Origin of the sequence: Fortiea sp. LEGE XX443 (assembly GCF_015206815.1) — a bacterium.
Classification (GTDB): Bacteria; Cyanobacteriota; Cyanobacteriia; order Cyanobacteriales; family Nostocaceae; genus Nostoc_B.
Map to the genome: position 1 here is coordinate 1 of NZ_JADEXZ010000008.1, position 23,717 is coordinate 23,717.

Genomic DNA, 23,717 nt, shown 5'->3' on the forward strand with positions numbered 1-23,717 from the left:
AGGTACAAACCTTGCCCCTTGTGGGCAAAAGCCCCCTTGCTCCTTTTCTCCCTTGGTTGTTCGCGTAGCGTCCCGTAGGGAAGCCCCACCCCTTGTGGGTGGTTTTTCTCCCCTGCTCCCTGCTCCCTGCTCCCCTGCTTTTTTCACGGTGTTTGAGTCTCTGGAGACGACGACGCTGCTCTCGATTTAAGTTCCGTCCCGTTTGTACTTGTCTAATCCAATATTTTATCAAGGGAAACCACAAAAGTTTGACATTGAGTTGAGGCAAGTTTAAAAAGCGTTGCAGGTTTCGCTTGCGACTGCCATATTGAATCGGTTGTGGAAAGACACTCGCTAAAACGGAGAGTTTGACCTGTCGATGAACTTGTAGCCATAATAACAGAAGCTGTACGGTTATATACTGGCTTTCATTCAGATGGCCACGCAGGGTTTTTTGGTAAGATTCAGGAAACATATTTTTCCAGGGGAGTCACAACAGTACTCCCTATTTTTTGTCTTCACCATCCTCTCAAAGTTTTGTCCTGCATAGCTTATAGTTGCCTTGTCACCCTTTAAGCAATTTCTATGACATAAATAATGACATCACTAAATGACATACAACTTTTACCCCTATATCCCCCTCGGAAATACACTGTCAGATAGCAAGCTAATTTTGAATGAAGAGGACTGTACAGCATACCTTTCAGGCGAACTAATCATTTATGAGATAAGAAGTTTTACTGTCACCTACGCACTTAATCACCAACACAAAGGCAGTACCAACTACAAGAGAATACTTACATCCCACACGAACGCGCATATATAGAGAGATGAAAATATGTTAATTGAGTGTGGTTGTCAGTTTGGGTAACGCACTAATTAAGCACTAATGCAGTAATCTCTCTCGTTTATGTAAGCATAAGTGGTTTATGAAATTTCTACGTAACACCTCAACAAACTAGGTGTATATATACTACGGAACTCAAGAGCATTACTGAAAAAGCTACCAGCATCACCTATTTCTTTTATGCCATAAACATATGTCATTTTCTGTGCAATAAAAAAAGACATGGGTAAATGGCATTCACTTTTTACCCCTACCCTATACCCAGTAAAGTACTTGTTTTGTACAGCAATAAGTGAACAAGCATCAGATATCCGTAAACGCCTTTTATTGTCCATGAATATCAAACTGACATAACTGACATAAAATCACCGCCAAGTTTACTACCAGGAATAGAACCAACTCAGAACACCCGTAGGTGTTGCTGTCGCTTCTCCTGAAGATACCTGTAACGTAATTCACCCTTGCTACCCTACTGGAGCGTAGCCAAGCTGAGAGATGACAAAAGGTTGTGTGTACCGTACCTACAATCAGAAGTGGGCAGTAAGTATCTACTATTAGTGCATCTAGCTTATGCCAGTTTTATGTCAGTTTATGTCTTATGCCAGAGATTGTATTAGGCTGTGATGTATGCCAGGAACGAGACTTGAACTCGTGACACGAGGATTTTCAGTCCTCTGCTCTACCAACTGAGCTATCCCGGCGCGGGCTTTGTTTTGCGCCCCGACTTATAAATTTAGCAAACAAAGAAGGATTACGCAAGGGTTTTAAAAAAAATTATGCTGTCTTCCACCCCAACTTGATCCCAATAAAAACAGTTACAAATAGGAGAAACTGGACAAGAACAATACTAGGGCCAGAAGCTAGGTTAAAAATACCTGACACAAGAATGCCTGCAATGCTGCTAGTAGAGCCAAATACCACGGACATTAACAGAAAACGGCTAAACTGCTGGCTCATCAGTTTGGCTGTAGCGGCAGGAATAACCAAAAAGGCGTTCACTAATAAAACTCCAACGGCTTTAATCGCTACAGCAACAGCTAGTGAAAGCAGAACTACAAACGCATAGCGATATAATTCAACTGGAATGCCTTGAACTTTGGCTACATCAGTATTCAGGGTTAACAAAATCTGCTGACGCAGAGTGGATAATAAAAATATGGTGCTTCCAACAAGCACCAGCAGCGTTAACACTAAATCTGTGGCATCAATAGCAAGAATATCGCCGAAAAGCACCGCCATCAGGCTGCCACGATATCCCTGAATCAGACCAGAAAGAATCACACCGATCGCTAATGCCCCTGAGAGAACTATACTCAGTACGCTGTCGCTTGCTAAATCGGTTTTATCGACAAAGTAAAGAACAATAACACCAAAAATTAGAGTAAAGGGTAACAGCATCCAAGTTGGATTTAACTGTAGCAGTACACCCAAGGCTACACCAACTAATGCAGCATGACCTACGGCATGGCTAAAAAACGATAACTGACGCAAGGTAACAAAGCTACCTAGTAATCCTCCAAGTATCCCCATGAACATCGCACCAATCAGCGCTCGTTGCATGAAGGGAAATTGTAATAAAGTTACTAAATCTTTACCAGTAGTAATGGTTAGCTCTGCGATCTGATAATCAGAGTAGAAATTCATAAGCAATCTTCAATTGTATTAATACTGAAAAACCTGTATATTTTTTAGCTTTTTAGTTGATCAACTATTAATTAAGGCGCGGACACAGGATCAAGCATTTAAGAAGTTTGGGAGAAACTCTATCCCAAGGTATAACTAATTCTATGTTGATGCTGACCTTAGCGTTGAATCATCTAAAATTACAAGTGAGCGTCTTCAAGATATAAGCAATGTAAATGATTCAGTGCAGTTATGGATCTTGAGCGATGGCGTTCCGCCCAGCGTAGCTGATCGCCAAAATGAAGTTGGAATTTATCTGCTGTTTTGATACTATGACTGACCAACCTAATACTGATTTGCCATCAGCGGATTCTCATCAGTTGAATCAACCAAACGACAACCAACCTACGGACATGTCTCCTAGAAATGGGACAACCAAGCCGACTAATGATCCTTGGACAAACCGCATTGCAGATGTCTGGAAGAAAGCCACAACCAGCGTGATGCAGTTCCTACCCGTAGAGCAAGTATCACAGACTGTTGTTGAATGGTATAGTGTCAGCGAAGCTCAGGTGGCAGAGATTTTAGAAGTTGTACGCGCCGAACTGCCAACTACCGAAGCTTTGTTGATTGGTAAGCCTCAAGCTGGTAAAAGTTCGATTGTGCGAGGGCTTACGGGAGTTTCGGCGGAGATTATCGGGCAAGGATTCCGTCCCCATACGCAGCACACTCAGCGCTACGCCTATCCTTCTAATGATCTGCCGTTGCTAATTTTTACAGATACGGTGGGATTAGGAGATATCAACCGAGAAACTCAGGCAATTATTCAAGAGTTGGTGGGTGATTTGCAACAGTCGAGTCGTGGTGCAAGGGTGTTAATTCTCACCGTCAAGATTAATGATTTTGCCACGGATGCGTTACGACAAATTGCCCAAAAACTACGTCAGCAATATCCAGATATTCCCTGTCTCTTGGCGGTTACATGTTTGCATGAAGTTTATCCTCCCGATGCAGCTGATCATCCGGTTTATCCGCCAGATTATGAGGAAGTTCAGCGAGCCTTTGTCGAAATTCAGCAAGCCTTTGCCGGATTGTGCGATCGCTCTGTTCTCATTGACTTCACTTTAGAAGAAGATGGTTACAATCCCATATTTTATGGTTTAGAAGCATTTCGAGATTCCTTGGCGGAATTGTTGCCAGAAGCCGAAGCCCGTGCCATTAATCAGTTATTAGCTCAGGGAGTAGGTAAACAAATTGGTAACATCTACCGTGATGCTGGACGGCGTTACATGCTCACATTTTCGATTATGGCAGCAACACTGGCAGCTATACCTTTACCTTTTGCAACTATGCCTGTGTTAACGACATTGCAAGTATCGATGGTAGGACTTTTAGGTAAATTGTACGGACAAACAATCACACCATCCCAAGCTGGTGGTATTGTCAGTGCGATCGCTGGTGGATTTTTAGCCCAAGCTGTGGGAAGAGAGTTAGTTAAATTTATCCCTGGCTTTGGCAGTGCGATCGCAGCTTCTTGGGCAGCGGCTTATACTTGGTCTTTAGGTGAAGCTGCTTGTGTTTACTTTGGTGATATTATGGGTGGGAAAAAGCCCGATCCGCAACAGATTCAATCTGTGATGCGAGAGGAGTTTCAGGCGGCTAAAGAACGGTTTAAGGGAATTAAACGCTAAATTTTTGTGACAAGCAACTTTATTTGGGTGGTAATTTTATATATGTAGATTTATTGAAGCGGTTTACTATTATATAGTAAAAAGCAGGAGTCAAGTATTATGCCTATTAGTAAAAATATTAAAGTTAAAATTCAGTTACCGTTTATTGATGAAATTGAAGGTTCCTGGGAGCCTGATGAAAACGAAGAGAAGGCTGCTTAGGCACTCTATGTAGAATTAATAACGCGTATATCTATTGTAGAGCTTAAACTTGATGAAGGTTTGCTGCGAGAAGCCTTGTCTTCTCTTTATTCAGTATTCGCCACTACCAGAGAAATATTAAAAAAACATGGCGCTTCTATCGCTCGATGTAAAAATGAAAGCCAAATATCTTTTGGTTATTTAGCAATAGCGGTTCTCAACACTGTTTTACGCCCTGTTTTAGCTAAATGGCATCCTTTACTGTTAGATTATGAAAGCAAAAAACCAGAGGATGTATCGCCTGTTGAACATGAAAAATTATGGAATAGAAATCAAGAATTAAGAACAGAATTAAATCAAGTCAGACACGTTTTACTAAGTAGGCCGGTGTTAAAAATTGTCGTTATGACAAGGTAGGAGGCAGAGGGCAGAAGGCAGAAGGGAAGAGGTTTTCAAGCTACTTTACTTTCCGTTACATAGTTCGGTTTATTTGCACCTTTCTACTTAAACTATGCTGAAATATTAGCTGAAGTTGCTAAAGTCCCGCTTTTAATTGTAGATAGATAGCTATATATGTAACAGCTTATAAGAATATTGAGTTTGAGTGCGTTGTTTTAGTAACGCACCCTTTTTTATGTTGTTGAGATAGCTGCTTATTGCTTCGCACCCATTTCTAATGCAACACTACGCATAAAATCAATGCGCTGTTCCAAATCCAACTGTTCAATACGTTCTACAAAATCATTTGTTTCTGTTGGTAATTCATAGTCAGAAGGCATGGGAATAATCTGCTCGTTTTCCATACCTTGTGCTAGGCGTAACCAGAATTCCAATTTGCCACTAGAATGTAAGCTAGTGTAAGCACGACTAATATCAGTATTTTCACAGCTAATAATATCACGTTGCGCTTGTAACTGCTGTTCTCTTGGCAAAGCCTGGATTTGATTATACACAGCATTAGCCGTATCTATTTCAGCAGCAACGTTTCCCGAAGGAAGCAATTCTTCTTTGATATCGAGATAGCCAAACCACAGTAAAGCTAATTGCGTATCAACATCAAACTGGTGAAATTGTTCTACAGCTTGTCTTGTGCTTTCGTCGGTTGCATAAGTCATGGAATATCTCCGATCGCTTGAATAAACCTATGTGATTAAAATCACTCATGACAGTTAACTAGTCACTCACTGACAAAATCTTATAGATCAAGCGTTGTGGTTTAACCCTACCGGAGACAGAAATGAGTTTTGCCGCTTTTGACAGATGTAAATCATACACTATAAGCTAATAAGTAACGGATCATACTCAAATAGATAAGTGCGATCGCTCACACACCAATTATGTTATTTAGCTGTAAATTTCTGAAAAATTAAGATTTATTTAATTATTTGAAACTCGCCATCTTTAGGTGAAACTAAAAAAACCAAGTCTTTAATGTTTTGTTGATCAATAGCGCGATCGTGGTTTTTATCAAACCGCACTTTGGTTTTAGCACCTTCTACCATAAAGTTATGTTTACTCAATTCATCATATAACCGTTTCCGAGTGGGATTATTGCCACTTCTTCTTAAACCTTCCACAAGTGCTTGAGTTGCATCGTATGTCATTGCACTAGCAAAGTTGATGTCTTTAGTTCCCCAAAGTTTAAGCGATTTTTGCTCCAGGAGCGATAAATTGTTATCACTACTTCTGTGCCATTGAACAGCAATAACTAACTTCTCAAATATAGCATTGCTAATTGGCACACTCTCAAGATAAGCTGTAGGGCCAGATATAACAATAGTATCTTGGCTATCCTGCAATATTTTATTAATTTCTCGGTTTAGAATATCACGACTAATAGTCAATAAGATGATATCAGTTTTTTGTTTTTTAGCCCTTTGTAAACACTGGGATACCACAAATGGCTTATTTTGATATTCAAAAAAGTCACATTCATTAACAACTTGTCCTCGGTGACCAAATACTTTTTTGAATCCTTGGCTGAAAGATACACTAGCAGGCTCTAAATGATTAAAAAATATTGCAATCTTGGAACCTTGTTTATTGAGTATGTAATCAACCAGAGGTTTAGCCAAATGAAAATCTCTTGGAGACACACGAAAAACATATCTATTTATATCTATAACCTCTCCCTGATTAAAATGAGTTTCTCGAACAGCCGTGCTAGTAGGAGAAATGCTAACTAATCTGTTGTCACCATATTGTGGCTCGCCGTAAACCTTTCCAGCTGCTGAGGTTGTGAGGGTGAAGTAATGACCAACAACTCCTAAAACTTGTTTATCTTGCATCAATTTTTCAGCAACTTGGCGAGCAATAGTGCGATTTTGTTGATCGTTACAAATTTGAATGAGCAACTTTTTTCCATTAATAGATTTCTTCGCTTCTGTATTAATTTCTTCTTGAACAACAGCAATTCCTCGCAAAAGTTGCTCTACTCCAAGACCATTATCTTTGAGTATTGGAAGACATATAGCTATTTTGATCAACTCTTTACTTTTAGCTGCTCTAGCATTATTTAAATAAATCCGAAATTCTGGCATGTTTGGATAATTACTGAGATAAGTAGAAAAATTTTCAATTGCTTCCTGATATTGTCCTTTTTTAAAAGCTTCAGTTCCTTGTCTGAAATCGACTGAACCTAATATTTTTTCTGGGTACTGTAAAAGTGATTTTTCACCGCAACTGAAGTAAGGATCATCAATACAAATGGGATTATGAGGTCTAGTATATAAAGACACTAAAGCAAGCAACCCTAAAATCACACTTCCTAACCCTCCAATCAGAACCATCCTCCATTTTTGCAAAGAGCGTGGTGGCTGTGACGATATTGATGGTTGTATTGAAGCCTGTTCGGATGACTGTAATTTTTGGGGTTGAAGCTCTGGAGGCTTTTTTTCTAGTATCAGTGAATTTTGGTGTTGGAGGGGTGTTGGAGGATTTTCTGGTAGCGGTGTTGGCGCTGATTTTTTTTGGTTTTCTAAAACTTCCATTACTTGACGCGCAGACTGAAAACGATGACTTCTTTCAGCCGATAGCATAGTATCTAAAATTGTTGCCAATTTGTCACTGACATCAACATATCTTCTCCAACTCCAAATATCTCCAATTCGCAAATCTTCAGCGGGTTTTAATGTTAGTAAGGAAACACAAGTCGCTGCTAGAGAATATAAGTCTGAAGATGGATATACTGCTAAACCTGCCCTTTGTTCTGGTGATGCGTACCCTGGTGTTGCTATGGCAATAGATTGTTCCGCTGGTATCCCTGTGACAGCTTGCTTAACAGCACCAAAATCAATTAAATAGAATTTTTTATTAGTATCAAGAATAATATTCTCTGGCTTAATATCTCTATGGATTAACATCACAGGTTGAAGATTGTGAATGTAATCTAAAACTGGTAAAATTTGTCGTAAAAGTTGGGTAACTTCATCCTCTGACCATCTCTCATTTTTTAGTTGTCGAAGATTGCTGCCTTTTATATAATCTTGTACTAAATAAAATACTACTTGTGCAGTTTCTAATGTTTGCTCAGATTCCTCTGACTGTGGCGCAGAAAGTTCAAAAAAATCCCATAGTCTGGGTATTTGCGGATGGTTTAAATGACATAAAGCTTGTGCCTCTCTTTTAAAAGATTTTTGGATGTATTGCAACTGTGCAGGTGTCCATTGAGCGTTAGAAATATTTGTTAGTCGTAGCTGTTTGATTAAACACTCGTGTTCTAAATTAGAATCCCAGGCGCGAAAAGTTCTGCCAAATCCTCCACTACCTATTTGCTCTAAAGGTATGTAGCGAGTCCTTAAAACTAGACGCATTCCACAATTACTACAAAATTTTTGTTTACCTTTGGCGGGAAGAAATTTGTCAGCAATATCGTTTTCTGGAGTGTGGCAGTTAGGATTTGTACAGTAAACTCTCATAGATTAACCTTTGGGTAGAACAGAGCGATAAGTACTCACCTTCATGGAATATCAGCAACTTGACAATTTCACAGAACACACCAGAACAATCGAAATTAAAGCAGTTTTTTTGCTGAATAGACTATAAGTACCAGGTATAGCTCCCAAGTTTCAAATATTTGGGATGCGGTACTGGATACTACGGGTATAGATTGCGTACAGTTATTATTGCAGTTTTTTGAAATGGATACTATAAAAAGCTACTGGGTCTAGCTTTCACTCAAGGTAACATCCAACTAACAAATAAGCTGCTGGTCGTTACATCAACGCAAAAACTAGACCCAGTATAAAATTTTAGCTAATCAGGACTTAAATCCTAGCGTCTGTTGCCGCCACGGTAAGGTACTGCTGCAAGATAATCGATATCAAAGGAAGACAGTCTTTGAGCGTAGTTACCACTACCACTGACTGATGCTGCCATATCAGCATACTTGCGTGGGTCGCCTTCAGCAAGGCGTTTTTCTTTAGACTTGCGGCTGTAGAATTTGTCCAAAGTAAAGCGCCAGTCGGTTTGGACTGTACCGGCTTTTTCTTGGAAGTCTTCGCCGTAACGAGGTGTAACCAAGTTGTGCGGACGATCTACCATACGTTTACGTTGGTATGGTACTGTATTTTCGCCAAAGCTTTGGGTATATTCTTCGCTGTCTACAATAGCATCAACAAAGCCACCAAAACCTTTGGTTCCAATTACGATTGACCAAGCAATTTCTTCTTCTTTGTTGTAAGCAGAACGACCTAACAAGCGTTTGAGAGTAATATCAACTAAACGATAGTTGTTGTTGACAGAAACAACCAAACGATAGAAAGCTTCAGACTTAGCCAAACCACGGATAAAGTCGCGTACAGAGATTGCGCCAGTTTTGAGTTGAGATTCCAAAGTTACTTGGCGGTTGAACTTGAGAATTTCATGTTCGCTAAAGACTTGACGGTAAGTTGCCCAAATGATGTTTTGCATGTCAGTATAAGAACTGACATCTTCTATACGATAGATATAGGGTGTATTTTCATTTTGGTCAGCAACACCAAAGCTTTTGACTCGGTGGTTTTGACTGCTGGGTTTGTATTGAAGTAATGGCAATGCCATGCTACTTTTTCCTCTTATTAAAAGATTACACAGAGATTTAGCTGGTGAAAAACGAGGAGGTTTGATTGCTCAAATCCTCACTCATGCTTTATCTATTGTCCCGCATTAGGTTAGAAGCCAGTATTAATTCCTAACCAATTTAGTACCAACAAGAAAGTTATTCCTGCCGACATTACAAGTAATACAGCTAACATTGCAGTTCCATCAAGTTTCCGTTCAGATACTTGAGAACTGGTGATACCTGCTCTGTCTCGATAGTCAGCACCATAGCGGGGCGTAAAGCTGAATGGTCGGTCTACGGTCTTGCGTTTGCGTTGATAGGGTACAGTATAGTCACCGAAGGCTTGAGTGTATTCTTCACTGTCTATCAAAGCGTCTACAAATCCACTCCAACCGCGAGTAGCGATTTGAATAGACCAAGCTATTTCTTCTTCCCGATTATAGGGAGCGCGACCCAACAAACGTTTCAGGCACATTTCTACCAGCCGATAGTTATTATTGGGTGTGACAACCAGCTGATAAAATCGCTCTGACTTAGCCAAACCTCGGATAAAATCTTTAACCGTGATTGACCGATTTTTGAGTTGGGTTTCTAGGGCTATTTGGCGGTTAAATTTCAGAATTTCCTGCTCATTGAAAATTTGGCGATAAGCAGCCCAAATTAGTTGCTCAATTTCGCTAGGAGAGTTAGCTGTTTCTCTTCGGTAGATATAAGGTGTATCTTCGTTTACATCTGCCGTACCAAAGCTTCTAACTCGTTGATTTTGAGTTGTGGGTTTGTATTCCAGTAAAGGTAATGCCATACTAAAGACCGCCTTCAGGATAAGGTTGGCATCTTATACTTAGTCCGTCTTATACCAATTCGTAATTCGTAATTCGTAATTCGTAATTAAGAAAGTCAACTATGGTTAGGGTTTTGAGTTTTGAATCTGTCGCCAGATTTTAGTGACTTGGTATGAATTACTCGTCATTTTTTACGATTAGTATTTAAGCGAAAAAATATTTAGAAGGTTGTTCGTTTGATGATGCAAATTTTGTGACCTTCTTATACCTTGATCAAACCACTAAACAAAAGTTTTTTACCGCACGGGGAAATTAGCGCTGGAATTGATAGAAACCGGAATACCTTGAGGTGTGGTTTCTCTGGTGGTGTCGGGAATTTTGATGTTGGTAAGGTTAACTGGTGTGTAGGTGACTGTTCTAATACTGAGGGAATTAGCCAGTTCCATGAAGTTTTTGATGTCACCTTCTTTATAGCGAGCGTCTTCTAGCTTGTCGCGCCAGTAGTCAGCATAGCGAGGGGTGACTAGATTGAATGGTCTATCTTTATAGCGACGACGTTGGTAGGGAACTATGTTTTCGCCGAAGTTGGTGAGATACTCTTGAGAGTCGATCAAGGCATCAACAAAACCATCCCAACCAGCAGTTGCTATTTTGATTGACCAAGCAATCTCTTCGTCTTTATTATAAGGCGCACGACCTAAAAACCGTTTGAGGGCAATTTCTACTAAACGATAGTTAGAGTTGGTTTGGATAACTAAAGTCCGAAAAGCTTCAGACTTGGCTAAACCCCGAATGAAGTCACGCACGGTAATGGCGCGATTCTTCACTTGCGATTCTAAGTTGCCTTGGCGGAAGAATTTCAAGATTTCGTGTTCGCTAAATACTTGGCGATAAGCTGCCCAAATTAATTCTTGAAGATCGCCGTTATCAGCGCAGTCTTCGATGCGGTAGGGTCTGGGGGTATTTTCGTTGGGGATTTCGTACCCAGGGACGCGCTGGTTTTGGGAACTGGGTTTGTATTCTAGTAAGGGAATTGCCATATTTTTAGGGTTTTATCATTGAAAAAGTGCTGAGTTTTGAGTGCTGAGTGCTGAGTAAGATATTATTCTCCTCTGCTCCTCTGCGCCCTTGCTCTCTTACCTGACTTCTGCCTTTTAGGTTGTCTTAGTACCTGGAAGATAACGGTAAGGTAATGCAACGGCTGTGGGTTTGACAGTTGGTTGGGGTGTGCCAACTTCACGGCTGTTGTCGAGAATTTTGATGTCTCTGATTTGGGAGACGACGGAAGCGGTCACTCGTTGGTAATTGCGTTCGCCGGTGATCATGCTTCCTGCCATTGCCATGAAGTTGCTAGGAATTACGCGACGAATGTCTTCTTGAGAGGCGTAGCCTGTGGTACGGGCATTGTAGAAGGAACGTCCACCCAAGTAAAGGAGGGTTTGGCGATCGCGCCAATAATTGTTGTAGCGGGGGTTAACTAAGTTAAAGGGTCTGTCTTTGAAGCGGCGGCGTTGGTAAGGTACGATGTCATCGCCAAAGTTGGTGAGGTATTCTTCGCTGTCTAATAACGCATCAATGAAACCGTGTAAGCCTTTAGTGCCGATGACTATTGACCAGGCAATTTCTTCATCTTTATTATAGGCAGCGCGTCCTAAGAACCGCTTCAAGATAATGTCAACTAGGCGGTAGTTGGAGTTGATATCTGCTACTTGCGTGCGGAAAACTTCAGATTTACCCAATCCCCGAATAAAATCTCGCACGTTAATCGCCCGATTTCGCAGTTGTGATTCTAGGAAAAGTTGGCGATTGCTTTTAATGATTAAATGTTCGCTGAAAATTTGCCGATATCCTGCCCAGATGATGGCATCAATATCTTTGTCGTCGGTAGCAGCGGACAAGCGATAAGTCGTTGGGGTGTCTTCGTTGGGGACTTCGTAACCTTCTACACGCTGGTTTTGTGTAGTTGGTGAATAATTAAGTAATGGGATTGACATATTTACTTTTACCCTGTTTTATGGTAAATGAACAAGCTTAACGATAAGCTAACTGCACACGAGCGCGGACGGCCTTTTCGGTATCGTTTGCCAGCATTTGTTCTAATCTGGCGAAAATAGACTGTTGCAAATCAGTCTTTTGCGCCAAGGCTTGTAAACCAACAACAGCAGCATACCGAATTGACCAATCAGAGTCTTGAGAAATAAATAGGAGTGTTTCTAAGGCTCGTTTTGGTGCTGTATGGCTTTCGGGAAAATCTAGCTGATGCCAGTGCAGGTTTCCCAATCCTTTGGCAGCAGCACGGCGAACACTGGGGGCAAAATCTGTAGCAGCTGTACTGATTAATACATCTAAAGCACGAGGGTTAGCGATCGCAGCTAAAGTGCGAATCGAATAAGCCCGCGCGCCATAGTTATAGTCATCGATTTGAGATATTAGCTGTGGGACTGCGATTTCTCCCATTTCTGTGAGGGCAGTTACTGCTACGGCTGCGGCGGCTGGGTTGTTATAACCAAACACCGCAATCAGGGTAGGAATTGCAGCTATATCTTTTGTTGCTGCCAAGTTCTGCACTGCTGTCACCATTTGGGCTGGTGTGTCAGCAAGGGCAACGGCACGAATTAGTTCATCAGTCATCGGTCATCAGTTATCAGTCATCAGTTATCAGTTATCAGCTTTTGACAAAGGACAAATGACAAGTGACTATAAAAGTGCATCCATCAGGTTCATTACCCGAATTGCGTCATCGTTTAACTCTTGGGTTAATTGATGCTCTAGCAATCCTTTCAGGGCAATGAGTTTGAAGCTATTTTCGACTTTAGCCTGAGCGATCGCTTCTGCTGCTGCCAAATACCCAATTGCACCCAAATCCCCTAAGACAACACGACGCAATTTCAGATCGCCTGTAGCCAACATTGACACTAACCTCTCTCCGTAGATTGGGTTTTGTGTTAGTTGGTACATGGCTCTGGCGGCGGCGCACTGTACTCGTGGTACTGGATGCTCTAGGAAAGGCTGAATGAGAGTAATTGCCTCAGTTGCACCAATGGCTCCCAAGGCTTCGATTACTGCTTCGTAGGGCTGGGTGAGATGGGGTAGTCCTGGTACTTGCACGGCCTTGGCCACACCACCATCTAACATTTTTTTTAGTGCTGATGCGGCAGTGCTATCGCGCAACATTTCCAAGGACTGGGCGGCTGCTTCGCGCACATAGAAGTCAGAACATTCTAGGCACTCGATTAAGCTGGGTACTGCTCGGACATCGCCTAACTTACCTAATGCTCTAGCTGCATTCCGGCGTAGAGGATAACCTCCAAGTTCTGTTCTGTCGGCTTCATCTTGTAATGCCGCAAGTAAAGCATCTACAGCATCTGCTCTTTTAACCCGGAACTTACCCAGCCACCAAGCTGCATAATAGCGGAGACTTAAATCTGATGATTGCAGGTTAGCTATCGCTAATTCTGGTGTGAGTTGTGGATTGTTCTCAGCAGAGTATTCTTCTGCGCTGGGTTCTATCATTTCCTGGAGTTAATTTTCTTCAGCTGTTAACGGCTCAATTTTGATGATTTTGCCGCCGAGGCGAGTAATTCTTTGATATTCTTCATTCATCCGGCTATATGGCACTGTAATAAATACGCTACCGCTATTACGAATGCTGTATTTATTTTTGTCGCTTTCGGAGTTTTGCCGCAAGCCTACAACTTCGTAACGAAATACGCGACTAGCAGATGAAGAAACGCTACTAGCACCAAGTGTGGTTTGACCGAACATTACTTCTATATCTCCTGTTTGGTTTTACAATCCCTATTCCAGCAATCAATCTTAAGCGGGTATGATGCTGACGATTTTGCCGCCTTGTCGGTGAATTTGCTGGATTTTGTCAGAAAGCCGTTCGTAAGGCACGATAAAAGCTGTGCTGCTCCGTCTCACACTTGGATAGCCAGGATTGCGAATCCCTGTAACTTCGATGCGGTAAACACGATCAGCTTGTCCGACTGCGTTGCCTAAATTTCGCTTCGGAGCCACATCCACTGTTGCCCGGAAACCCCAGTTGTTATTACTGCCAGAGGGGCCAACAATTGAGGAAGCTTTATTACTAGCCAAGTCCCTTGCTAGACGAGATTTTGTCCCTTCTACTTGGGCGCGATCGCTATTGGCATAGCCACGATATAGCCGGAATATCCGGTTAAAGCCTACGGTTTTTTGCCCTGCTTGAGTTTCAAAACCACGATAGTAAGGTACAATGCCATCACCGAAGTTGTTTTGATACTCTACAGAATCAATGTAAGAGTCAATTTCAGCGTCGTAACCTTTGTTTTGGTACAAGTCGAGGTGATAAACAACTTCTGACTCATCGTAAGGAGCGCGACCCAACAAATGTTTGTAGTTGAGTTCGATCAACCGAGTTTGGAAGCTGTTATAGAAAAATTTGGTTTTGTAGAGTTCTGATTTGGCAACGCTACGCACAAACTCCCGCACTGTCAGGTTCCCATCCCGCAGGAGCGATTCTGCACTGACCAGGCGTTCTGATGCCATGATGTAGTCATTACCCAAAACTTGCCGATACACAGCCCGAATCACTGCTTCGACTTCTTCTTTGCTGGCGTTGGGGCGCAGTTCAACTCGACGTGCTTCGCTGTAAGGCTCTGTCCCTAACCTGGATGCTGCTGTTGTAATTGCCATTTTCTATCCCCTTATTGATATACGGCTACTAGTGCCGACTGCTTGCTGAATAAAGCTTTTTATCTATCTCCACCTAAAACTATGCCCGGGGCTAGATCCAACTGCTAGGTGATTCCATCCAGCACTTGTATCCCTCCCCGGGCAGAATACTATCTAGCTAAGAGCGTTGATAGCGTAGTCAAGGTAGGTGTTAGCTTCGTTAGCAGCTTGACCAGACAAGCCATGATTAGCTTTGATGTGCTTCAGAGCTTCTACATACCAGCTGGGAGACAAATCAAAGGAGCTATTGATTTCAGCCAAGCCAGCAATCAAGTATTCATCCAAGGGGCCAGTACCACCAGCTACCAAGCTGTAGGTAACGATGCGGAGGTAGTGACCAACGTCACGAGCGCATTTGGATTTACCACGGCTGTCAGCAGCAAACTGAGGGCCGGGTGTTTGGGTGGTGTAGGGGAATTTTTGGTAAACAGCTTGGGTTGCACCATCAATCAAGCGTTGAGCATTGGAGGTCAAACCACGAGCAGCTTCCATACTAGCAGCAGCACGTACATAACGACCGTTAACAGCTTGTAGTTCGGTGTTGCTCAGGAAACGTCCTTGGGTATCAGCAGCTGCGATCGCTTCGGTAATTGGTGTTTTAACCATGTTTTCAAATCTCCTTGGTATTTCTTAGTCTTTTACCTGGTTTCCTAATACTTTCGTATTAAGTGGGGCTTTTTGATTGCTATTAAGCAACAGCAGCAGCAGCACGATCAAAGTAGCTTGCTACTTCGGAGATCAATGCACTGCAATCGCCTTTGGTGATACCGTTAGGATCGTTAGCGATCGCAACAGCAGCATCTTTCATCTTCTGAACGCCAACAGCTACAGAAGAACCAGGTGTACCTAGAGCTTGGTAGGTTTCACGCAAGCCGTTTAGGCAACGATCATCCAGGACACTTGCATCACCAGCTAAAATAGCGTAGGTGACATAACGCAAGATGATTTCCATGTCGCGTAAGCAAGCAGCCATGCGACGGTTGGTGTAAGCGTTACCACCAGGAGCGATCAATTGGGGTTGCTCTTCAAACAAAGAACGAGCTGCGTTGGTAACAATCGCAGAAGCGTTGCTTGTAATCCGGTTTACAACATCTAAACGCTTGCTACCTTCTCTAACAACGTTAGATAAAGCATCTAACTGTTCGTTGCTCAAAAATTCGCCTCTAGCGTCAGCTTGAGAAGTTACCTTGGTAAATACATCTAATGTCATGGACTCTAATCTCCTAATTTGAGAGATGTCTCGATTAAAACTGGCAATGTTTTATCAATTTGGTATGAAGTAAACCAGACCCAGCATCCAACTACGTTTTTGGCTATTCTCAATCAGCCCTGTTACTTCATGCGGGAAAATTATGAGAATCAGGGATTGTTTTATGAGAAACTAGCAACTTTTACGAATTGACTGCCTTGTTTAAGTTCTGTCTGTTATTTACCCCTCCAGCTTATGTTTATACAACGCTATAGATCCTTTATTTGTTACAAATTATGAATAAATAAGTTGTCCGAATAAGAACCACCTCAAATCCTTTACATACAAGGGGTTTAAGTGAGAAAAGCCGAGATTTTTCGTTACATAAGTTCATATTTGTCAAATTTTCCAGCAAAATTAGACTAGTTTAATATTTTTTTAATTGTGCTAAAACCCTTACTAAACAAGACATTGCCGTTTTAAAGCTGATTTTGCATCAAAAAGGTTATTGTAAAGAAACATAAAATAAATATTTCGCAACATTTGGGTGAGTGCTTGGTTTAGAGTCAGTGACCTGTAGCTAAAGCCATGCGCGATCGCACAACTAAATCGACTTCTTGAGCGATCGCCTGTTGTAAAGCCGCCTGAGCTTCTGGCGTGGCTATCTCTTGCAAAGCCACAGCCGCAGCGTAACGTAATCCCCAATCTTCGGGTGTGAGCAAAGCCCAAATCAGCTTTTCTTGGACATGGCGAATAACTTCTGCGTCGGGAGAATTGGTAGCAATTTTTCCTAAACCCCGTGCAGCAATCCGGCGGACATTACCCTGACAATGATTAGCTACTGTGGTACCCACAACTTCCACTAACAAATCCAACGCATCTGGAGAACCAATTTGAGCTACAGCTTGAATAATATGAGCTTGTAACCTCTGATCTGGCGAAGCTTTGTATGCTGCAATTAACGGCTTAACTATCGTATTTCCTAACTTGACTAACGCTGCCACAGCCTCAGTCCTAACAGCCTGATGGTGATGGCTCAAAGCTGTAGTTACGGCATTGATCGTGGCTAGTTCTTCTGTGCTACTACTGGTAGCTATAGCGTTAATTGCTGCTATTGCCTCTTGAGGAGTTGAGGCATGATTAATTTGTGAAATTAACTGCTGAATATCGTCAGATGTGTGTGTGTTCATAGCCTACCGATAATTTTTGTAGAAATGTTGCAATACATGTGGAGACGTTACAATGCAACGTCTCTAGGAAAAGTCGGAAATCTAATTTTTTACATTTCAAAGCAGAATTAATAAGTCATCAATTGCTCGAAAAACTAACAAAGCTGTTGCTTTTTGGGAATCACTACTATTTAAAAGCATTTCTAAAATTCGCTTCAAATTTAACAGCTTCAAACTATTAGGAACATTCGCCGTTAAGATTGCCTGTATGGCTTGTTGATGACCAACAGCCCCCAAATCAAATACAGCAGCCCAGCGTAAATACATATTGTCATGGTTGAGGTTTTTGACAATACGTTCAATGTATTGCGGCTGCTGCGTCAAAAGATACATATATCGAGCAGCTGCACATTGCACTCGCTCGGAAGGATGTTTGAGAAACGGTTCAATTTGCGGACGTGCTGACCAAACTTGGAGACTAGCTAGTGCTTCAATCAGGACTTCATAGGGTTGCTCTTGACTAGTTTGCAAAAGATTTAGCAAAGGCATTACCGCTCTTTTGTCGCCAATAGTTGCTAAAGCTGCGATCGCCGCTTCCCGAAGACGCAAATCCTCATCACATTCCAACGCTGCAATTAACGCTGGTACAGCTTGGGGATTTTTTAATTGTCCTAAAGCTCTTGCCGCTTGACGGCGCAGAGGATAACCGCCCGATGGAATGCGATAGCGCTGATCAAACAAAGCATCGCACAGCGCCGTACAGCCAGCTTGCACTTGATGTTTACCTAGCCACCAAGCAGCATAATAACGAATTTGGTTGTCGTCACTAGATAATGCTGCGATCGCGGTTTCTGGTGAAAGAATAGGTTCGGCAGTATTAGTTGTAGTCATTATTAAGTAAGGGTGTAAGGCGATAAGGGCGTAAGGGTAAGCCTTACACCCTATTTGGAAAAGAATTTCTTACTTCCCCTAAGAGTTACACAGGCGAAATTTTGACTATTTTACCGCCGCGCTTGTGAATTTCTTGGTATGTAGCGGAGAGGCGATCGTAAGGTACAGTGTAAACCTGTCGGCTACGACGGACTGCGGCTTGAGAACCGATTGCACCGGCGATCGCTTCAATAACGAACATCCGACTATCTCCTCTTGCAGCCGAACTAATCAACGTTGGCGCTGCTGAGACAAAGCTAGTACCTGCGGAAGTTGGTGGCATAATCCCATTAGCCAAATTCAACGCAACTTTAGTCCGCAAGCGAGAATTTTTACGCCCCATCTGAGCATTATCACTGTTACCACAACCGCGATAAAGCTCGAATATGCGGTTAAATCCTACCGTCTTCATTCCGGGAATTGATTGAAATCCCCGATAATAAGGAACGATAGAATTGCCAAAAGCATTATCGTATTCTGAGCTATAAATGTAAGACTCAATATCGGCATCGTATCCACGAGCAGCATATAAATCTACATGGTAAGCAATTTCTGATTGATCGTAGGGGGCGCGTCCCAGTAAGTGCTTATAGTTTAATTCGATAAAACGCACTTGGGAGTTTTTATAAAAAAAGCATTCTTTGTAAAATTCAGATTTTGCTAAAATCTCCACAAATTGCCGCACACTGATTTTGCCATTCCGCAATAAAGCTTCGGCACTAATAAATTTTTGGCTACCATATATTCCTTGACGACCAAAAATTTGCTGGTAAGCAGCCCGACATACTTTTTGTAATTCGTCTTCGCTCCAATTTTGGCGTAGCTCAACTTTGATGCCAATTTCATCTCTAATTGCTAGCCGTTCTGCGACTGAACTACTCATTTTAACAATCGCTCCTTTTTGAATTTTTATTCACATAAATTTGGGTCTTCGGCAGTAGAAAAATGCTGCAATTAACGTAGATAAACAGGTGATCCAATTCTCTAAAATTCGGCAACAAGTTTAGAGCCATAACTTTAGATGCTGTCGAAATTCCGTAATTATGTTAGCGCAGCGTTAGCGAGTCCGCGAGCGTCATTACGAATTACGAATTGGTATTACTGCTCTACTTAATTGAGCAATTATCTATTTCCAAAGACCCACGGGTTTTGTATTAGCTTAATGCGTTAATCGCATAGTTTAGATAAATGTTCGCTTCACCAGCGACATCACCATTTAAACCATGATTATCGCGGACAAATTCGAGAGCAGCTACATACCAGCTAGGAGATAAACCCAGAGCGCTGTTGAGTTCGCTTAAGCCAGCAACTACATATTCATCTAAAGGGCCAGTACCACCAACAACGCAGCAGTAGCTGATAGTGCGGAGGTAGTGGTCAATATCCCGTACACACTTGGATTTACCTTCAGGAGTAGAGGCGTATTGAGGCCCACTCATTTGAGTAGTGTAGGGGAATTTTTGATAAACATGATTTGCAGCTGCTTCTGACCATTTTTTGCCATTATTTGTAAATGCTTTAGCAGCTTCTAAACCTGCACGAGCGCGGTTGAAACGACCAAACACTGCTTGCATTTCAGTATTGCTAAGGTAAGAACCGCGCAGATCAGCAGCAGCGATCGCTTCAGTTAAAGGTGTTTTCATAATTCTCCTAATCTCCTCGATTTTCGACTAATTCCTAACAGTTTGCTTGCGAAAAAATTTAGGCAAACAAGCTATATTAAACAACTGCACCAGCAGCACGATCAAAATAGCTGGCTACTTCACCAATTAGTTGGCTACAATCACCTCTAGTAATCCCATTTGGATCATTAGCAATGGAGATTGCTGCATCTTTCATTTTTTGAACGCCAGAAGCTACAGCATCACCAGGAGTGCCAAGTGCTTGATAGGTTTCACGCAAACCATTCAAGCAGCGATCGTCCATTACACTAGCGTCACCTGCTAATACAGAATAGGTGACATAACGCAGGATAAATCCTAAGTCACGGATACAAGCAGCTTGATTGCGGTTATGGAAACAAGCACCGCCAGCATTAAAAATTTGGGGACGTTCAGCAACTAAGGCACGATAAGCATTAGCTACAATCGAGGAAGCATTACCATTGAGTCTGTTAACTATATCTAACCGCTTATTGCTATCAGCAACCATTGCTGATAATGCGTTGATTTCGTCACCACTTAGATATGAACCTTTTCTATCGGCTTGTTCAACTACTTTGGAAAAAGCGTCGAGCATTTTTTATTTCTCCTAAAGGTCATTGCAGCTTTGTATGAGGCTTATCGCAATTAATTTAGCAAGCAAAAATTTTTAGCAGGACATAGCAGCTATTTCAAAATAAAATTTGAAATAACAACAGATGCACCGCAATTAACTATTACAAAAACAGCTAATTTTGCTTGTTTTTTTAATTGCTTTTAAAACCTTGTTCGTATTTTATATATTGCTTGAGTTCGTTTATTATTAAGTTTAGTAAAATAGTGTTACTCCATACAGATTTTCAACTAAGACCTTGTTGAGCAAAGCTTTGGCTGGTATTTGTTAAATGATTGCTTTACAATTAAACTTTTTTCGTTATATTACTTTATAAATTCTCTCAGTTTTTTATTTACCAGTAACAAATAAAACTTATATATGATGTCCTACACAGAATATGACTAGTATATTTAGTACAAGACAGCAGAAATCAAGCTTTTATTTCAAACTTTTAGTCTGAAATAAAAGCCTTTTGAATTGTGATTTTTAACTTGTGACTTCCGTGTAGCGTTAATAGTGTGTTAAAAATTTTGTTAGAAAAATCTGTACCTTATGTTACTAAGTTTGATTTTTATTAGCAAAATAAAAATGATTTTTACATTGAATTCAGTTGTATTATTAATTTGCTTATAACTTTTTGTTTACAAGCATCTCATCCAACATTACAGTTACTTACTGCCATTTTTGTGAAAAATCGATGTGTAAGGTTTTGTAAAGAAAAGTAAAGGAAAATCTGAAAATCTTTAGATTTGATTTTTAAGAAGAGATTGCCACTCTGCGGCGGAGTACCTCTAACAAAGTTGTAAATGTTGGCGGAGGTGGTGCTGTCACCTCAATCAAATCTCCAGATATGGGATGCAGCAACTTTAGTCGCCAAGCGTGTAGTGCTTGACCAGGTAAATTTACCCCCACCGAACGACCAGAACTATAAAGAGGGTCACCAACAATGGGATGGCCGATTTTGGCACTGTGAACACGAATTTGATGGGTACGTCCTGTTTCTAATTGAAAGTGGATTAATGTGTAGTTACCCAAGCGTTCTAATATTTGCCAATGAGTAATAGCTGCGCGTCCACCCTGTTCTATAGGAATCACAGCCATTTTCTTGCGGTCTTGGGGATGGCGACCAATGGGGAAATCTATCGTACCACTTTCAGTTTTTGGCGCACCGTAAACTACACCTAAATATTCTCGGCGTGCGGTTTTTGCTTGGAGTTGTGCTTGTAGGTGTTGATAGGCGATATCAGTTTTGACAATAGCGATCGCTCCTGTTGTATCCTTATCCAATCGATGTACAATTCCTGGACGCTGAACCCCGCCAATACCAGGAAGGTTGGGACAATGCGCCAACAAAGCATTTACCAAAGTACCATCAGGATGTCCGGGTGCGGGATGGACAACTAAACCTGCGGGTTTGTTGAGAATAAGTAGCTGGTCGTCTTCATAGAGAATATCTAAGGGAATATTTTGGGCTTGTAGTTCTAGAGGTTGTGCTTCTGGTATTTTTAGGGTGATGCGATCGCCTATCTTCACATTCACTTTTTTGGATGTGCAGACTTCACCATTAATTTGCACATTACCTTGTTCGATTAACTGCTGAATGCGAGAACGAGAGATATCTGTTAATTCTTCTGCTAGATAACGGTCAAGGCGATCGCTATTTTCTGAAATTTGTAAATTAATCTCTGTCTGCATCGAGAATGGGGAATTGGGAGTAGGGAATCTAAATAATAAAATTGGCATTGCTGATGTAGGATATGAATCCTACTGTGTCATGCTGAGTGTAGCAACGCGAAACGTAGGCGAAGCCTTCTCGCAGGGGGTAGCATCTACCCAGATTCTTCACTCCACTTCGTTCCGTTCAGAATGACAATTCATATTGTTATTCAGCAACGCCATAAAATTTCACACTTCACACTTCATCAGGGTTAATCCCCTTATCGCGGAGTAAAGCACGGAGTGATTCTAGTTGAGTTTCTGCTTGTTCAGCGCGTTGACGTTCTTGTTCGGCGCGTTGACGTTCTTGTTCGCGTTGTTGCGCTAATTCTAGATAAGTGAGAAACTTTTGTCCGTCGGGACGATAAATCTTCAGTTCCCCATTTGATAATTCAAAGCGGATACCCAGACGAGGACTTACCCAGTTGATCATTTGCGGGATTTCGGCTAATTCATCCTCGGAACGCAACCAACCGCTTAATTCAGTTGTCTCTGGATCATATATGTAGTATTCTTCCACCCCATAGCGATCGTAGAATTTGTATTTGGCAATCATCTCTCTAGCTGTATTGCTAGGTGACAGAATTTCAAATACTACTTGTGGCGAAATGTTACCTTCTTGCCATTGGAGATATGAACCGCGATCGCCTTTTGGTCTACCAAAGACTACCATCACATCAGGGGCTCTTCGAGTCACGTTATCCTTTTCAACAGGATACCAAAATAGATCACCCGCAACAAAAACATCTGGTTCATCAGCAAATAATAGATCCAGGTTCTTTTTAATCAGTACAATCAATTCAAACTGTCTCGTATTTTCCGCCATTGGCTGTCCATCAGTTTCCGGGTAGATGATGTCTTTTTTGGTAGAAGAAGGTAGCTGGGTAAGCATAAGCGTAAGCCCAAATTACACAAGTTGCATAGTTAATTTTAACTTAGTATTTCAATACTCATAATTTTTCATCTTTTGCTGGGTACATTCTGAGTTATCCTCAGCATATTTCTTAGTAAATACAAATTTCTATTTTTTAAATGTGCTGGTTTTTCAACCAGCAATTCACAAAAGTGACTAATTACTGGATTTTTTGATGTTGTCCGGATAATTTATTTAATTTCCGGTAACTCAAATCTTTAAAGAAGAATTACATTCACGTCAACACAGTTTGTTTATCATAAAGTTATTCTATTTTTCTCTGGCGAATAAAATTCGATGCAATCTCACTTTCAGTCATACAAAGACTGCTATCTACCATTTAGCTGAACAAAGAGTAATTTTAAAACTTTATACTGAGGCAAAAGTGTATACTGAGTTCTTGTATATACGTTTTATCTTAATAGAGTTCCTTGTTCAAAAGCCTCTCTAATCCAGACTTTGCGGACTAAATAACTATAAATATATACTAAATAATACGGAGGGCGACAATATTTTTGCTACTGATGGGTTGGAGCCAATACTTCTAAATACAAAATTTGAGTTACTGTTAAATTGGCCAGATTATTGCAATATGCAAAAGTCAATTTGACTTTTAAATACTATTGACTGGCAACCAATTGGCTATTTTGCTATCTGGCAATAGCCCAGTTTACTAACCCGCAGT

At 41.3% G+C, this 23,717-nt stretch carries 22 protein-coding genes, 1 tRNA gene and 1 pseudogene; 2 read left to right on the top strand and 22 right to left on the bottom strand.

Features of this window, described 5'->3' with window-relative positions; all coding sequences use genetic code 11:
• The 3 genes and pseudogenes from IQ259_RS05340 to IQ259_RS05350 all read right to left on the bottom strand — a co-directional run.
• Positions 1 to 454 (bottom strand): annotated as a pseudogene (locus IQ259_RS05340) (hypothetical protein); the annotation flags it as partial.
• A gap of 1,000 nt (positions 455 to 1,454) precedes the next feature.
• Positions 1,455 to 1,527, bottom strand: a tRNA-Phe gene (locus IQ259_RS05345).
• A 73-nt stretch (positions 1,528 to 1,600) separates the two neighbouring features.
• Complete coding sequence (locus tag IQ259_RS05350; RefSeq protein ID WP_193881995.1) at positions 1,601 to 2,470, bottom strand: metal ABC transporter permease; 870 nt, start codon at positions 2,468 to 2,470, stop codon at positions 1,601 to 1,603.
• A 311-nt stretch (positions 2,471 to 2,781) separates the two neighbouring features.
• Here IQ259_RS05350 and IQ259_RS05355 point away from each other — a divergent pair, with 311 nt between their 5' ends.
• Both IQ259_RS05355 and IQ259_RS05360 read left to right on the top strand, forming a co-directional pair.
• The gene (locus tag IQ259_RS05355) at positions 2,782 to 4,140 is read left to right on the top strand and encodes a GTPase family protein (RefSeq protein ID WP_193882011.1); all 1,359 of its coding nucleotides are present in this window, start codon (positions 2,782 to 2,784) and stop codon (positions 4,138 to 4,140) included.
• Positions 4,141 to 4,416: 276 nt separating this feature from the next.
• The gene (locus IQ259_RS05360; RefSeq protein WP_228014378.1) at positions 4,417 to 4,737 is read left to right on the top strand and encodes a hypothetical protein; all 321 of its coding nucleotides are present in this window, start codon (positions 4,417 to 4,419) and stop codon (positions 4,735 to 4,737) included.
• A gap of 236 nt (positions 4,738 to 4,973) precedes the next feature.
• On the opposite strand, the gene IQ259_RS05365 is transcribed toward IQ259_RS05360, so the two are convergent.
• The 19 genes from IQ259_RS05365 to IQ259_RS05455 form a co-directional block, all read right to left on the bottom strand.
• Complete coding sequence (locus IQ259_RS05365; RefSeq protein ID WP_193882017.1) at positions 4,974 to 5,435, bottom strand: orange carotenoid protein N-terminal domain-containing protein; 462 nt, start codon at positions 5,433 to 5,435, stop codon at positions 4,974 to 4,976.
• Positions 5,436 to 5,693: 258 nt separating this feature from the next.
• Entirely contained in the window at positions 5,694 to 8,237 is a 2,544-nt protein-coding gene (locus tag IQ259_RS05370; protein WP_193882020.1) for an ABC transporter substrate-binding protein, read from the bottom strand.
• A gap of 355 nt (positions 8,238 to 8,592) precedes the next feature.
• Positions 8,593 to 9,360 carry a phycobilisome rod-core linker polypeptide gene (locus IQ259_RS05375; RefSeq protein ID WP_193882022.1) on the bottom strand — a complete coding sequence of 256 codons (768 nt, stop codon included), beginning with the start codon at positions 9,358 to 9,360 and terminating at the stop codon, positions 8,593 to 8,595.
• A 110-nt stretch (positions 9,361 to 9,470) separates the two neighbouring features.
• Positions 9,471 to 10,163 carry a phycobilisome rod-core linker polypeptide gene (locus IQ259_RS05380; protein ID WP_193882025.1) on the bottom strand — a complete coding sequence of 231 codons (693 nt, stop codon included), beginning with the start codon at positions 10,161 to 10,163 and terminating at the stop codon, positions 9,471 to 9,473.
• Between the two features lie 276 nt (positions 10,164 to 10,439).
• On the bottom strand, positions 10,440 to 11,183 hold the full coding sequence (locus IQ259_RS05385) for a phycobilisome rod-core linker polypeptide (protein ID WP_193882028.1): 744 nt from the start codon (positions 11,181 to 11,183) through the stop codon (positions 10,440 to 10,442).
• A gap of 114 nt (positions 11,184 to 11,297) precedes the next feature.
• Entirely contained in the window at positions 11,298 to 12,137 is an 840-nt protein-coding gene (locus IQ259_RS05390) for a phycobilisome rod-core linker polypeptide (RefSeq protein ID WP_193882031.1), read from the bottom strand.
• A 37-nt stretch (positions 12,138 to 12,174) separates the two neighbouring features.
• Positions 12,175 to 12,774, bottom strand: coding sequence for a HEAT repeat domain-containing protein (locus IQ259_RS05395; protein ID WP_193882034.1), 600 nt, complete (start codon positions 12,772 to 12,774; stop codon positions 12,175 to 12,177).
• Positions 12,775 to 12,840: 66 nt separating this feature from the next.
• Positions 12,841 to 13,656, bottom strand: coding sequence for a HEAT repeat domain-containing protein (locus tag IQ259_RS05400; RefSeq protein WP_193882037.1), 816 nt, complete (start codon positions 13,654 to 13,656; stop codon positions 12,841 to 12,843).
• A 9-nt stretch (positions 13,657 to 13,665) separates the two neighbouring features.
• The gene (locus tag IQ259_RS05405) at positions 13,666 to 13,908 is read right to left on the bottom strand and encodes a phycobilisome linker polypeptide (protein WP_193882040.1); all 243 of its coding nucleotides are present in this window, start codon (positions 13,906 to 13,908) and stop codon (positions 13,666 to 13,668) included.
• A gap of 51 nt (positions 13,909 to 13,959) precedes the next feature.
• Positions 13,960 to 14,820: a phycobilisome linker polypeptide gene (locus IQ259_RS05410; RefSeq protein ID WP_193882043.1), complete on the bottom strand. Its 861-nt coding sequence runs from the start codon at positions 14,818 to 14,820 to the stop codon at positions 13,960 to 13,962.
• A gap of 153 nt (positions 14,821 to 14,973) precedes the next feature.
• On the bottom strand, positions 14,974 to 15,465 hold the full coding sequence (cpcA, locus tag IQ259_RS05415) for a phycocyanin subunit alpha (RefSeq protein ID WP_193882046.1): 492 nt from the start codon (positions 15,463 to 15,465) through the stop codon (positions 14,974 to 14,976).
• Between the two features lie 82 nt (positions 15,466 to 15,547).
• Positions 15,548 to 16,069 carry a phycocyanin subunit beta gene (locus tag IQ259_RS05420; RefSeq protein ID WP_193882049.1) on the bottom strand — a complete coding sequence of 174 codons (522 nt, stop codon included), beginning with the start codon at positions 16,067 to 16,069 and terminating at the stop codon, positions 15,548 to 15,550.
• 545 nt (positions 16,070 to 16,614) lie between these two features.
• Complete coding sequence (locus tag IQ259_RS05425; RefSeq protein ID WP_193882052.1) at positions 16,615 to 17,238, bottom strand: HEAT repeat domain-containing protein; 624 nt, start codon at positions 17,236 to 17,238, stop codon at positions 16,615 to 16,617.
• Between the two features lie 96 nt (positions 17,239 to 17,334).
• A complete protein-coding gene (locus IQ259_RS05430) occupies positions 17,335 to 18,108 on the bottom strand; it encodes a HEAT repeat domain-containing protein (RefSeq protein ID WP_193882055.1) in 774 nt (257 codons plus the stop codon).
• A gap of 85 nt (positions 18,109 to 18,193) precedes the next feature.
• A complete protein-coding gene (locus tag IQ259_RS05435) occupies positions 18,194 to 19,030 on the bottom strand; it encodes a phycobilisome rod-core linker polypeptide (RefSeq protein WP_193882058.1) in 837 nt (278 codons plus the stop codon).
• A gap of 271 nt (positions 19,031 to 19,301) precedes the next feature.
• Positions 19,302 to 19,790, bottom strand: coding sequence for a phycocyanin alpha subunit (locus tag IQ259_RS05440; RefSeq protein WP_193882061.1), 489 nt, complete (start codon positions 19,788 to 19,790; stop codon positions 19,302 to 19,304).
• Positions 19,791 to 19,866: 76 nt separating this feature from the next.
• Entirely contained in the window at positions 19,867 to 20,385 is a 519-nt protein-coding gene (locus tag IQ259_RS05445) for a phycocyanin/phycoerythrocyanin subunit beta (RefSeq protein ID WP_193882064.1), read from the bottom strand.
• A gap of 774 nt (positions 20,386 to 21,159) precedes the next feature.
• Positions 21,160 to 22,098: an RluA family pseudouridine synthase gene (locus IQ259_RS05450; RefSeq protein ID WP_193882067.1), complete on the bottom strand. Its 939-nt coding sequence runs from the start codon at positions 22,096 to 22,098 to the stop codon at positions 21,160 to 21,162.
• A gap of 217 nt (positions 22,099 to 22,315) precedes the next feature.
• A complete protein-coding gene (locus IQ259_RS05455) occupies positions 22,316 to 23,011 on the bottom strand; it encodes a Uma2 family endonuclease (RefSeq protein WP_193882069.1) in 696 nt (231 codons plus the stop codon).
• Between the last annotated feature and the right edge of the window lie 706 nt (positions 23,012 to 23,717).

Excerpts from the sequence above, each read along its gene's own strand:
- IQ259_RS05370 (WP_193882020.1), bottom strand. The coding sequence starts at position 8,237 with ATGAGAGTTTACTGTACAAATCCTAACTGCCACACTCCAGAAAACGAT.
- IQ259_RS05385 (WP_193882028.1), bottom strand. The coding sequence starts at position 11,183 with ATGGCAATTCCCTTACTAGAATACAAACCCAGTTCCCAAAACCAGCGC.
- IQ259_RS05425 (WP_193882052.1), bottom strand. The coding sequence starts at position 17,238 with ATGAACACACACACATCTGACGATATTCAGCAGTTAATTTCACAAATT.
- IQ259_RS05440 (WP_193882061.1), bottom strand. The coding sequence starts at position 19,790 with ATGAAAACACCTTTAACTGAAGCGATCGCTGCTGCTGATCTGCGCGGT.
- IQ259_RS05365 (WP_193882017.1), bottom strand. The coding sequence starts at position 5,435 with ATGACTTATGCAACCGACGAAAGCACAAGACAAGCTGTAGAACAATTT.
- IQ259_RS05400 (WP_193882037.1), bottom strand. The coding sequence starts at position 13,656 with ATGATAGAACCCAGCGCAGAAGAATACTCTGCTGAGAACAATCCACAA.
- IQ259_RS05420 (WP_193882049.1), bottom strand. The coding sequence starts at position 16,069 with ATGACATTAGATGTATTTACCAAGGTAACTTCTCAAGCTGACGCTAGA.
- IQ259_RS05350 (WP_193881995.1), bottom strand. The coding sequence starts at position 2,470 with ATGAATTTCTACTCTGATTATCAGATCGCAGAGCTAACCATTACTACT.
- IQ259_RS05375 (WP_193882022.1), bottom strand. The coding sequence starts at position 9,360 with ATGGCATTGCCATTACTTCAATACAAACCCAGCAGTCAAAACCACCGA.
- IQ259_RS05430 (WP_193882055.1), bottom strand. The coding sequence starts at position 18,108 with ATGACTACAACTAATACTGCCGAACCTATTCTTTCACCAGAAACCGCG.
- IQ259_RS05390 (WP_193882031.1), bottom strand. The coding sequence starts at position 12,137 with ATGTCAATCCCATTACTTAATTATTCACCAACTACACAAAACCAGCGT.
- IQ259_RS05355 (WP_193882011.1), top strand. The coding sequence starts at position 2,782 with ATGACTGACCAACCTAATACTGATTTGCCATCAGCGGATTCTCATCAG.
- IQ259_RS05395 (WP_193882034.1), bottom strand. The coding sequence starts at position 12,774 with ATGACTGATGAACTAATTCGTGCCGTTGCCCTTGCTGACACACCAGCC.
- IQ259_RS05450 (WP_193882067.1), bottom strand. The coding sequence starts at position 22,098 with ATGCAGACAGAGATTAATTTACAAATTTCAGAAAATAGCGATCGCCTT.
- IQ259_RS05410 (WP_193882043.1), bottom strand. The coding sequence starts at position 14,820 with ATGGCAATTACAACAGCAGCATCCAGGTTAGGGACAGAGCCTTACAGC.
- IQ259_RS05455 (WP_193882069.1), bottom strand. The coding sequence starts at position 23,011 with ATGCTTACCCAGCTACCTTCTTCTACCAAAAAAGACATCATCTACCCG.
- cpcA (WP_193882046.1), bottom strand. The coding sequence starts at position 15,465 with ATGGTTAAAACACCAATTACCGAAGCGATCGCAGCTGCTGATACCCAA.
- IQ259_RS05380 (WP_193882025.1), bottom strand. The coding sequence starts at position 10,163 with ATGGCATTACCTTTACTGGAATACAAACCCACAACTCAAAATCAACGA.
- IQ259_RS05445 (WP_193882064.1), bottom strand. The coding sequence starts at position 20,385 with ATGCTCGACGCTTTTTCCAAAGTAGTTGAACAAGCCGATAGAAAAGGT.
- IQ259_RS05435 (WP_193882058.1), bottom strand. The coding sequence starts at position 19,030 with ATGAGTAGTTCAGTCGCAGAACGGCTAGCAATTAGAGATGAAATTGGC.
- IQ259_RS05405 (WP_193882040.1), bottom strand. The coding sequence starts at position 13,908 with ATGTTCGGTCAAACCACACTTGGTGCTAGTAGCGTTTCTTCATCTGCT.